This is a genomic window from Streptomyces sp. UNOB3_S3, from assembly GCF_020740895.1.
In the GTDB taxonomy this organism is placed as follows: Bacteria; Actinomycetota; Actinomycetes; order Streptomycetales; family Streptomycetaceae; genus Streptomyces.
Map to the genome: position 1 here is coordinate 1 of NZ_JAILXP010000263.1, position 10291 is coordinate 10291.

At 72.3% G+C, this 10291-nt stretch carries 11 protein-coding genes and 1 pseudogene; 5 read left to right on the forward strand and 7 right to left on the reverse strand.

The genetic code is table 11. From position 1 onward, the window contains the following. A pseudogene (locus tag K6I33_RS24755) lies at window positions 1-194 on the reverse strand (suppressor of fused domain protein); the annotation flags it as partial. A gap of 500 nt (window positions 195-694) precedes the next feature. Between K6I33_RS24755 and K6I33_RS24760 the strand changes: the two are divergent. Then, window positions 695-1804: a magnesium and cobalt transport protein CorA gene (locus tag K6I33_RS24760; protein WP_229356731.1), complete on the forward strand. Its 1110-nt coding sequence runs from the start codon at window positions 695-697 to the stop codon at window positions 1802-1804. A gap of 3 nt (window positions 1805-1807) precedes the next feature. Here K6I33_RS24760 and K6I33_RS24765 read toward each other — a convergent pair whose 3' ends face one another. Continuing rightward, entirely contained in the window at window positions 1808-2809 is a 1002-nt protein-coding gene (locus K6I33_RS24765) for a DMT family transporter (protein ID WP_374285756.1), read from the reverse strand. 37 nt (window positions 2810-2846) lie between these two features. Between K6I33_RS24765 and K6I33_RS24770 the strand changes: the two genes are divergently transcribed. Then, the gene (locus K6I33_RS24770) at window positions 2847-3359 is read left to right on the forward strand and encodes a hypothetical protein (protein ID WP_229356732.1); all 513 of its coding nucleotides are present in this window, start codon (window positions 2847-2849) and stop codon (window positions 3357-3359) included. A gap of 17 nt (window positions 3360-3376) precedes the next feature. Here the strand turns inward: K6I33_RS24770 and K6I33_RS24775 are convergent, their stop codons facing one another. After that, a complete protein-coding gene (locus K6I33_RS24775; RefSeq protein WP_229356733.1) occupies window positions 3377-4198 on the reverse strand; it encodes a hypothetical protein in 822 nt (273 codons plus the stop codon). A gap of 185 nt (window positions 4199-4383) precedes the next feature. On the opposite strand from K6I33_RS24775, the gene K6I33_RS24780 reads away from it, so the two are divergent. Genes K6I33_RS24780 through K6I33_RS24790 form a run of 3 tightly spaced genes read left to right on the forward strand, consistent with a single transcriptional unit; the run spans window position 4384 to window position 7515 of the window. Continuing rightward, window positions 4384-5670, forward strand: coding sequence for a magnesium transporter MgtE N-terminal domain-containing protein (locus K6I33_RS24780; RefSeq protein WP_229356734.1), 1287 nt, complete (start codon window positions 4384-4386; stop codon window positions 5668-5670). Further along, complete coding sequence (locus K6I33_RS24785) at window positions 5667-6281, forward strand: DUF1003 domain-containing protein (RefSeq protein ID WP_229356735.1); 615 nt, start codon at window positions 5667-5669, stop codon at window positions 6279-6281. Before K6I33_RS24780 ends, K6I33_RS24785 begins: the two co-directional genes overlap by 4 nt. Before the next feature lie 43 nt (window positions 6282-6324). After that, complete coding sequence (locus K6I33_RS24790; protein WP_229356736.1) at window positions 6325-7515, forward strand: Mrp/NBP35 family ATP-binding protein; 1191 nt, start codon at window positions 6325-6327, stop codon at window positions 7513-7515. A 57-nt stretch (window positions 7516-7572) separates the two neighbouring features. Here the strand turns inward: K6I33_RS24790 and K6I33_RS24795 are convergent, their stop codons facing one another. The 4 genes from K6I33_RS24795 to K6I33_RS24810 form a co-directional block, all read right to left on the reverse strand. Continuing rightward, a complete protein-coding gene (locus K6I33_RS24795; RefSeq protein WP_229356737.1) occupies window positions 7573-7764 on the reverse strand; it encodes a YegP family protein in 192 nt (63 codons plus the stop codon). Window positions 7765-7868: 104 nt separating this feature from the next. Further along, the gene (locus K6I33_RS24800; protein WP_229356738.1) at window positions 7869-8561 is read right to left on the reverse strand and encodes a hypothetical protein; all 693 of its coding nucleotides are present in this window, start codon (window positions 8559-8561) and stop codon (window positions 7869-7871) included. Window positions 8562-8679: 118 nt separating this feature from the next. Further along, window positions 8680-9147: a sec-independent translocase gene (locus K6I33_RS24805; RefSeq protein WP_229356739.1), complete on the reverse strand. Its 468-nt coding sequence runs from the start codon at window positions 9145-9147 to the stop codon at window positions 8680-8682. 143 nt (window positions 9148-9290) lie between these two features. After that, a partial coding sequence (locus K6I33_RS24810) for a S1C family serine protease (RefSeq protein ID WP_229356740.1) occupies window positions 9291-10291 on the reverse strand: 1001 nt, incomplete at its 5' end.

The window sequence follows — 10291 nt, forward strand, 5'->3', positions numbered from 1 at the left end:
GCCGTGGGGTCGGTCATGGGGTGGGCGGACATGCCCAGGGTGGCGTAGCGGACGATGTCCCCGGCGTCGTCGGAGTCAAGGAACCGGAGGACCTCGATCCGGTCGGTGCCCAGGAAAGTGATCGCGGCGCGCGCGTCGGGTTCGCCGAGGGCCGTCAGCAGCCGGGCCTCGACCAGCGCGAGAACGTCTGACATGCAGTGAGCATAGAACGCGTATCGAACAGGCAAAGGGGGGCCTTGACGCGCCGGGCGACTGCTAGCCTTGACTCGCCTCGGCCTCTGGTCCAGGCATTGACGATCGTCCCTTACGCGGGGACCGGCCGGAGGAGGTGGGGCTGCGGTGGATCCTAGTCGACCGTGCAGTACCGACAGTTCTCCCGTCTCCTCGCCCCGGACGCGCGTCACCCTGTGATCTGAGGCCTTCCACGACCGGCCCCGTCGCCGGACGGTTCCTCCGGAAGTCCCTTCACGCCCGCGGCACTTGACGGAAGAGCGCCTTCCCCTCGCTTTGTTCCGTGTTCTCCGCAGTTCTCTGCGAACTCTCCGCGAACTGCCGTCGGTCGTACGCACCGCGCGAAGCGCCACCTGATTTGCGGACGTGATCCCCCCGCGCCCCGAGCGCCCGGCCACGTCCTCCTTCCAGGCAGCGTTGCTCCCGCGTCGCGGCCGGCGGCCGGCCCGTGAAGGAGCCAGCCATGTCGATGATCCGTGACCTGCGCGCCGCCGTCCGCCCCGCCCTGCGCCGGGTGCCCGCCCAGAGCGGCGGCTACGGCACCACCCGTGACTCCTCGGTGAGCAGCGCCGTCGTGGACAGCGCCGTCTACCGCGACGGCGCGCGCGTCAGCGAGCTCGTCAGCCCCGCCGAGGCGCTGCGCCGGGTGCGCGGTGCCGGCGGTTTCGCGTGGATAGGGCTGCACGAGCCCACGGAGTCGGAGTTCGCCGGGATCGCCCGCGAGTTCGGGCTGCACCCGCTGGCCGTGGAGGACGCGGTCCACGCCCACCAGCGGCCCAAGCTGGAGCGCTACGACGACACGCTCTTCACCGTCTTCAAGACCATCCACTATGTCGAGCACGCCCAACTCACCGCCACCAGCGAGGTGGTGGAGACCGGCGAGGTGATGTGCTTCACCGGCCCGGACTTCATCATCACCGTCCGGCACGGCGGCCAGGGCTCGCTGCGCGCCCTGCGCCACCGGCTGGAGGAGGACGCCCAGCTGCTCGCCAAGGGCCCCTCGGCCGTGCTCCACGCCATCGCCGACCAGGTGGTCGACGGCTACATAGCCGTGGCCGACGCCGTGCAGGACGACATCGACGAGGTGGAGATCGACGTCTTCTCCGAGCCCAGCAAGGGCAGCCGGCGGGGCGGCGACGCGGGCCGCATCTACCAGCTCAAGCGCGAGGTGCTGGAGTTCAAGCGCGCGGTCACCCCGCTGATGCGGCCGATGCAGCTGCTCAGCGAGCGGCCGATGCGGCTGGTCGACCCGGACATCCAGAAGTACTTCCGCGACGTCGCCGACCACCTGGCACGGGTGCACGAGCAGGTGGTCTCCTTCGACGACCTGCTGAACTCCATCCTCCAGGCCAACCTCGCGCAGGCGTCGGTGGCGCAGAACGAGGACATGCGCAAGATCACGTCCTGGGCGGCGATCTTCGCCGTCCCGACGATGATCGCCGGGATCTACGGCATGAACTTCAAGTACATGCCGGAGCTCCAGTGGAAGTACGGCTACCCCACGGTCATGGTGATCACCGTCGTGATCTGTTTCGCCATCCACCGCGGCTTCAAGAGGAACGGGTGGCTGTAGGGCCTAGACCCCCGTCTCCGGGGTGACCGGCTCCTTCCGCCGGTCACCCATGATGACCAGCGCCAGGCCCGCCATGATCACGGCCAGCGCCGGATACGCCACCGCGGGCGGCGTCTGCCCCAGCCACAGCGCGGCGATCAGCGCCGCCCCCGGGGTCTCCAGCAGGATCGCCGTGGATGTGACGGACGGGCCCAGGCCCTTGACCACCCGGTTGATCAGCGAGTGGCCGAGCAGCTGGGCCGTGACCGTGAGCAGCGCCAGCTTCAGCCAGGTCTCCCCGCTGTAGCCGCCGAGGGACACTCCTCCGCACAGGCACGCGGCGAGCAGCAGCACCGTCGTGGTCGCGTAACAGACGTAGGTGTACGCGACCGTGCCCACCGTCCGGCGCACCTCGGCGCCCAGCAGGACGTACCCCGCGGCCGCCATGCCGCCCGCCAGCGCGAGGCCGTCGCCGGCGAGGGCGCGCGGGGAGAGGGACAGGTCGACGCCCGTGAGCGTCAGCACGCCGAGGAAGGCCAGCGCGGTGCCGGCCCAGACCAGCGCGGGCGGGCGGTGGCCGCGCAGGCGCAGCAGCAGGGTGGTCCAGATGGGCGTGGTGGTGACCAGCGCGGTGGACGACGCGACGGAGGTCATCCGGAGGCTGGGCAGCCAGACCCCGAAGTGGACGGCGAGCAGCGCCCCGGCGGCGACGGCCAGCAGCGCCGCCCGCCGGCCGATGCCGCGCAGCTCGGCGCGGTGGCGGGGGTGGAGCAGGACGACGGGGGTGAGCGCGCCGACGGCCATGGCGTTGCGCCAGAAGGCGATGGCCAGGGCGGGGGCGGCGGTGGCCGCGATCAGCGGGGCGGAGAGGGAGACGCCGGCGATGGCGACGGCGAGCAGGAGCAGCTCGGTGCGGACGGACGTCCCCGGCGTGCCGGGATCCGGGTCGGATCCGGTCGTTCCGGCCGGTCCGGTGGTCGTCCTGGGCGTCGGTATCGCGTCGCGTCTCGCTCGGGCAGCACTCACGGGCTCAAGCCTAGGGCGCGTGCGTAAGGTAGGGCGCATGACGATGACGCAGGCGCTGATCGAAGAGGCCACGAAGAAGTCCGGTCTCATCTGGGTGCAGGGTCCGGCCGGGCCCAGCAGGGCGCTGTGGCACGTCTGGCACGAGGGTGCCGTGCACCTGGTGGGCGGCCCGGGCGAGCAGCCCGTGGACGAGCTGGGGCTCGCCGAGGGCGCCACGGCCACGGTGACCGTGCGCAGCAAGGACAAGGGCGGGCGGCTGGTCTCCTGGACCGCGTCGGTGAGCGAGCTCCCGGCGCGCGGGGAGGAGTGGACGGCGGCCGTCGCCGAGCTGAAGGGCAAGCGGCTCAACGCGCCCGACGCGGAGCGGCTGGAGGAGCGCTGGGCCGGGGAGTGCCGGGTGCTGCGGCTGACGCCGTCGGGTGCCACCGCGGACCTGCCGGACGGTTCCCTGGCGGCGGTCCCGCTGGCGACGACCGCGACGACGCGCGAGCCCATGCCGGCGGCGCTGCCGCGGCTGCTGCGCCGGGGACGCCGCCAGACGCCCCGCTGAGAGCCGGGCGCGCCCGGTCACTTCCCCGGGTTCGCGCCCTCGCCGCCCGACGAGGGGAGCGCGCCGCCCGAGGGGATGCGCATCTGCTTGCCGTAGTCGACCGTCTGGTTCTTGTCGGGGACGGCGAGGGCGAAGTCCTTGCCCCAGCCGTCCAGCTCCAGCTGGCCCGCGCCGCCCGCCCGTTGCACGCGCACGGGATACGGGGTGCCGGTGAGGGAGACGTCCATCGTGCCGCCGCCGCCCTTGGCGCCGGTGACCCGGACGGTGCGGACGCCGCCGACCGTGCCGTGGTCGCCCCGGGCGAGGGTGCCGTGCAGGGTGAGCAGGCCGTCGAGGAGGACGTCCTTGTCGGTGAAGCCCCGGAACTGCTGGTAGGCGGGGTCGTCGCCCGGCACCTTGACGTACTTGTCGTCGAGCTTGCCCGCGGCGGCCGCCGGGTCCGCCTTGCCCGAGGCCGTGGCGGAGGGGGCCTTCGAGGGCGCCGGCGCGGACCCCTTGGACCAGAACCCGGCGGGTGCCTTGAGGTAGAGGTCGTCGCCCACGCGCAGCAGCTCGAAGGAGCTGGCGGCGGAGGAGGACACCCGGCCCGTGCCGCCGTTCTTCTTCAGCCGCATGTCGATGCGGTACGTACGGCCCTGGCTGACGACGTTGCCGGACAGGTGGACGGCCTCGGCGCCGCGCGCGGCGGTACGGGCCTTGTCCTGGATGGCGGCGGGTTCGAGCTTGCCGACGCCGTTGGTCCCCGCGTCCGGGTCCTCGGCTCCGCCGCCGCAGGCCGTGAGCACGGCCGACAGGCCGACGCACAGGGCTCCCACGAGAGCCGCGTTCCGCGTTCGCACCCCTGCTCCTGTCCTCCGGTCACCGGTGGGCTACGGCGCAGCGTACCTGTGCCGCGGACGAGCGGAAGCGGGGAGTCCGTACAGGATCCGTAGAGGCTCCGTACGGCCGTCTCTCCCGCGCCCGGCGAAGCCGGTCACGCTAGCCTGAATCGGACACCACCCGGCGTGGGAGGAGGTACGCGGCCATGGCAGCAGGCGCCCCCCGGGTGTTCGTGTCGCACATCTCGGGCGTGGCGGTCTTCGACCCCAACGGCGACCAGGTGGGCCGGGTCCGCGACGTCGTGGCGATGCTGCGCGTGGGCAAGCGGCCGCCCCGGGTGCTGGGGCTGGTGGTGGAGGTGGTCAGCCGCCGGCGGATCTTCCTGCCCATGACCCGGGTGACCGGCGTGGAGTCCGGGCAGGTCATCACGACGGGTGTGGTGAACATGCGGCGGTTCGAGCAGCGGCCCACGGAGACGCTGGTCTTCGGCGAGCTCTTCGACCGCCGGGTGAAGCTCGTCGGCACGGACGAGGACGTGACCGTCCTCGACGTGTCCATCACCCAGCTGCCCGCCCGCCGGGACTGGGAGATCGACAAGGTCTTCGTCCGCCGGGGCAAGGGCGGCGCCCTGCGCCGCAAGGGGGAGACGCTGACGGTGGAGTGGTCCGCCGTCACGGGCTTCTCGCTGGAGGAGCACGGCCAGGGCGCCGAGAACCTGCTGGCCACCTTCGAGCGGCTGCGCCCCGCCGACCTGGCCAATGTGCTCCACCACCTCTCCCCCAAGCGGCGCGCCGAGGTCGCCGCCGCCCTGGACGACGACCGGCTCGCGGACGTCCTGGAGGAGCTGCCGGAGGACGACCAGATCGAGATCCTCGGCAAGCTGAAGGAGGAGCGGGCCGCCGACGTCCTGGAGGCCATGGACCCCGACGACGCGGCCGACCTGCTCTCCGAGCTGCCGGAGGAGGAGATGGAGCGGCTGCTGACGCTGATGCGGCCGGACGAGGCCGCCGACGTCCGGCGGCTGATGTCCTACGAGGAGCTGTCGGCGGGCGGCCTGATGACCACCGAGCCGATCGTGCTGCGCCCGGACGCGACGGTCGCCGACGCGCTCGCGCGGGTGCGCAATCCCGACCTCTCCCCCGCGCTCGCCGCCCAGGTGTACGTGTGCCGCCCGCCGGACGAGACGCCGACGGGCAAGTACCTGGGCACGGTGCACTTCCAGCGGCTGCTGCGCGACCCCCCGTTCACGCTCGTCGGCGCGCTCACCGACACCGAGCTGCGGCCGCTGTCGCCGGACACCCCGCTGCCCGCCGTCACCAGCTATCTGGCGACGTACAACCTGATCGCCGTGCCGGTGGTGGACGAGAGCGGCTCGCTGCTCGGCGCGGTCACCGTGGACGACGTCCTCGACCACCTGCTGCCGGACGACTGGCGGGAGACCGAGCTCCACCACGGCCCGTTCGGCATGGACCTCCAGGGCGGCGCGCCATGAGGCCCGGGGACCGCGACCGGGCCCGCGCGACCGCGCCCGCGCTGCGCCCGGACCGGTCCGCCGACCGGGCGAAGGCGGAGTCGGCGGCGGTGCACCCGCACCCCCACCCGTCGCCGCGCGCCCGGCTCGACCTGCCACGGGTGAAGCGGGCCCGCTGGCTGCCCGAGTACGACCCGGAGGCCTTCGGGCGGCTGTCGGAGCGGATCGCCCGCTTCCTGGGCACGGGCCGCTTCATCGTCTGGATGACGGTCGTCATCATCGTCTGGGTGGTCTGGAACACCTCGGTCCCCGGGCACCTGCGGTTCGACAGCTACCCGTTCATCTTCCTGACGCTCGTGCTGTCCCTCCAGGCGTCGTACGCCGCGCCCCTGATCCTGCTGGCGCAGAACCGCCAGGACGACCGCGACCGGGTCAACCTTGAGCAGGACCGCAAGCAGAACGAGCGCTCCATCGCGGACACCGAGTACCTGACGCGGGAGATCGCGGGGCTGCGCATGGGCCTCGGCGAGGTCGCGACCCGGGACTGGATCCGCTCGGAGTTCGAGGAGCTGGTCAAGGAGCTGGAGCAGCGCCGCGTATTCCCGGCGGAGAGTGAGGAAGGCGACCGCTGACAGGCTTTCCCGAGGCCCTGTGCCGAGCCGTACCATCGGAGCTATGGCTACCGACACTCCCCCAGAGTCTTCGACCTGGGAGGTACCCCCAGACACCGCCGCGCCGAGTGAGGACGCGATCCGCGCCGCGCTCGCGACGGTCAACGACCCCGAGATCCAGCGCCCCATCACCGAGCTGGGGATGGTCAAATCGGTGGAGATCGCGGCGGACGGTACGGTCGCGGTGGCGGTCTATCTGACGGTCGCCGGCTGCCCCATGCGCGACAAGATCACCTCCATGGTGAGCGAGGCGGTCTCCCGGGTCGAGGGCGTCACGGGCGTCACCGTCGAGCTGGACGTGATGGGCGACGAGCAGCGCCGCGAGCTCGCGGCCTCGCTCCGCGGCGGCCAGGCCGAGCGCGAGGTGCCCTTCGCCAAGCCCGGCTCGCTGACCCGCGTCTACGCGGTCGCCTCCGGCAAGGGCGGCGTCGGCAAGTCCTCGGTGACGGTCAACCTGGCCGCCGCCATGGCCGCCGACGGCCTGAAGGTCGGCGTCGTGGACGCCGACATCTACGGCCACTCGGTGCCCCGCATGCTGGGCGCGGACGGCCGTCCCACCCAGGTCGAGAACATGATCATGCCGCCGTCGGCGAACGGTGTGAAGGTCATCTCGATCGGCATGTTCACCCCGGGCAACGCCCCGGTGGTCTGGCGCGGCCCCATGCTCCACCGCGCCCTCCAGCAGTTCCTGGCGGACGTCTTCTGGGGCGACCTGGACGTGCTCCTCCTCGACCTGCCCCCGGGCACGGGCGACATCGCCATCTCGGTGGCCCAGCTGGTCCCCAACGCCGAGATCCTCGTGGTGACGACCCCTCAGCAGGCCGCCGCCGAGGTCGCCGAGCGGGCCGGCTCGATCGCCGTGCAGACCCACCAGAAGATCGTCGGCGTCGTGGAGAACATGTCCGGGCTGCCGTGCCCGCACTGCGACGAGATGGTCGACGTCTTCGGCACGGGCGGCGGCCAGAAGGTCGCCGAGGGCCTCACCCGCACCACGGGCACGAACGTCCCCGTGCTGGGCTCCATCCCGATCGACGTCCGGCTGCGCGAGGGCGGCGACGAGGGCAAGCCGGTCGTCCTCAGCGACCCCGACTCGCCGGCGGGCAGCGCGCTGCGCGCCATCGCGGGCAAGCTCGGCGGGCGGCAGCGCGGCCTGTCGGGCATGTCGCTGGGCATCACGCCGCGCAACAAGTTCTGACAGCTGTGCCGGGGCGCCGGGCGGACTCCGCCCGGCGCCCTCGCCATGTCGTACGGGCTACTTCTCCTGGTGGCCGAGGTCCTTCACGGGGGCCGTCGCGGCGTTCTGCTTCACCGACTCGATGCCCTTCTCACAGGCCGACCTGCTGTTGTAGGCCTCGCCGACGGCGATGATCTCGCCGTTGCCGGCCTTCAGCCGGTAGCGGTACTTGCCGGCCCTGTCCTCGTACATCTCGAACTTGCCCGTCATGGCGCGTCACCCTCTCGGAAGTCGGCCCCCTGCGGGCATTCAAGCCCGGCCCCGCGGGGCCCGCAGCCCGGGGCGGCCCGACGGGTGACCGGCCGGGCGGGCCGTCAGTCCGCGGCGTAGACCGTGATGTCCGGGATCACCGCGAAGCCCATGCCGTACGCGCTCATGCCCCGCCCGTACGCGCCGATGTGGACCCCCTCCGCCGAACCGGCGAGCACCCAGCCGTACTCCGACTCCCGGTAGCGGAAGTCCGTGGGCACCCCGTCCACCGGGAGCGACAGCGTCGACCATGCCTGGTCCTCCAGGTGGTCGGCGAGCTCCCAGGCGAGGGCCGTCTGCTGGTCCAGCCAGTCCTGGCGCAGGGCGCGCTCCATCTGGGAGGGCCAGGTGCAGGCCAGCAGCCCCGAGCCGGCCAGCCAGGCGGCCGAGGAGACCGATGTGGCCTCCAGCACGCCCGTGCCGTCGGCGCTGCGCCGCACCGGGCGGCTGGCGACGGTCACCACGACCGCGAAGCGCTGGGTGGCGGTGTCGTGCTCGACCCGGCCCATGCGCAGCTGCGGCTCGACGCCGTGGCCCGTGGAGCCGTGCTCCACGGTGCCGTCGGCGGCGGCGCCGACCTGCATCAGCCAGCGCGGCCCGGTGTAGGCCTCGTCCAGGCCGTACCACGGGAACGACGCCAGGAGATAGCCGTCGACCGAGCGCCGGTTACCGGGCCCGCCCTGCCCGTCCGGCATCCCCACGGCGGACGCGCCAGCCTCGCCGGCCCCTCGCGCCCCTACCCGGTTCGTCGTCTCCATCTGAGCGGCGCCTCCTCATAGCCCCGTCGTCCTGGGCGCGCCGGCCCGCCGCGGGCGACCGCACCCCAAACAAAGGGAGGATAGCCACCCCCGTCAATGGGGCCCCGCATCGACGGGCTCAGGTGGCGTCGGCGTCGTACGGAGGACGCTCCCCCGGCTGAAGGCCGCCGTCGCGCTTCTTGAGCAGGTCGGGGGTGCCGGATCCGGTGGCGGAACCGGAGGAACCGGTGGCGGAGCCGGCCGCCGAGGGGGCCGTCCGGCCGTGCGCCGCGTCGGTGACCTCGGCCATCTCGGCCATCTCGGACTTGAAGTCGAAGCCGTTGCGGATCTCCTTCAGGCCGAGCTCGTCCTTCTCCAGCACGTGCTTGCGCACGAACGTCTTGGGGTTGAGGTCCTCGAACTCGAAGTCCTTGAACTCGGGGCCGAGCTCGGTGCGGATGTCCTCCTTGGCGTTCTCGGAGAACTGCCGGATCTTGCGCAGCGTGCGCGACACGTCCTGGATCATCTTCGGCAGCTTGTCGGGACCGAAGATGAGCACGGCAAGGACGATGAGCGTGATCAGCTCGAGGGGTCCTATGTCGAGCACGTTGCTCAGCTCCTTGGGGGCGTGGATGGCCGGGTATCACGGTACCTGGCCCGGCGGGGGCGACGGGAGACACGCTGGTCAAAATCGGGCGAAGGTTCGGAGATCGGTGAGCGTGCGATGGGCGCCTGCTGACCTGCCGCTGCTCAGCCGCTGCTCGCCGAACCCAGGGTCAGCCGCACGGTCCGCTCCTGGCCGTCCCGTTCGAGGGTCAGGGTGAGGCCGTCGCCCGGGCGGTGACCGCGGATCTTGACGATCAGCTCCTGGGCGGCGTGCACGGGGACGCCGTCCACCTTCCTGATGACGTCCCTGGGCCGGATGCCCGCCTTGTCGGCGGGGCCGCCGGGGGTCACGGCCGGGGCCTTGGCGCCGTCGGTGTTCACCCGTGCGCCGTCACCCGCATAGGCCATGTCGAGCGATACGCCGATCACCGGATGGGTGGCCTTCCCGGTGTTGATCAGCTCCTCGGCGACCCGCCGTGCGGAGTTGACCGGTATCGCGAAGCCGAGGCCGATACTGCCGCCCTGACCGCCTCCGCCGCCTGACTCGGCGTCCCCGGCGGAGCGGATGGCGCTGTTGATGCCGATGACCCGGGCCTGGGAGTCCACCAGGGGGCCGCCGGAGTTGCCGGGGTTGATCGGGGCGTCGGTCTGGAGGGCGTCGACGTAGCTGATGTCGGTACCGTCCTGCTTCCGGCCGCCCGCGGTGATCGGGCGGTCCTTGGCGCTGATGATCCCGGTGGTGACGGTGCCCGCGAGGTCGAAGGGCGCGCCGATCGCGATCACGGAGTCGCCGACGCGTACGGAGTCGGAATTGCCGAGGGCGAGCGGGGTGAGACCGGACACACCGGACACCTTGATCACGGCGAGGTCGTAGCCGCCGTCCCGGCCGACGAGGGTGGCCTTGGCGGTCTGGCCGCCGTTGAACGTCACGGATATGGAGCCGCCGCCGGACGCGGCGGACTGCACGACGTGGTTGTTGGTGAGGATGTGCCCCTTCTTGTCGAGCACGAAGCCGGTGCCGGTGCTCTGGTCGCCGCCGCCGCGCACATGGATCGTGACGACGCCGGGCAGCGCCCGCGCGGCGATCCCGGCGACGCTCCCGGGCGCGCGATCGCCGCTCCCGGCCCCGGCCCTGTCTCTTATAC

Coding starts and splice junctions, on each gene's coding strand:
- K6I33_RS24760 (WP_229356731.1), top strand. CDS start 695: ATGTCGATGATCCGTGACCTGCGCGCCGCCGTCCGCCCCGCCCTGCGC.
- K6I33_RS24770 (WP_229356732.1), top strand. CDS start 2,847: ATGACGATGACGCAGGCGCTGATCGAAGAGGCCACGAAGAAGTCCGGT.
- K6I33_RS24780 (WP_229356734.1), top strand. CDS start 4,384: ATGGCAGCAGGCGCCCCCCGGGTGTTCGTGTCGCACATCTCGGGCGTG.
- K6I33_RS24785 (WP_229356735.1), top strand. CDS start 5,667: ATGAGGCCCGGGGACCGCGACCGGGCCCGCGCGACCGCGCCCGCGCTG.
- K6I33_RS24790 (WP_229356736.1), top strand. CDS start 6,325: ATGGCTACCGACACTCCCCCAGAGTCTTCGACCTGGGAGGTACCCCCA.
- K6I33_RS24795 (WP_229356737.1), bottom strand. CDS start 7,764: ATGACGGGCAAGTTCGAGATGTACGAGGACAGGGCCGGCAAGTACCGC.
- K6I33_RS24800 (WP_229356738.1), bottom strand. CDS start 8,561: ATGGAGACGACGAACCGGGTAGGGGCGCGAGGGGCCGGCGAGGCTGGC.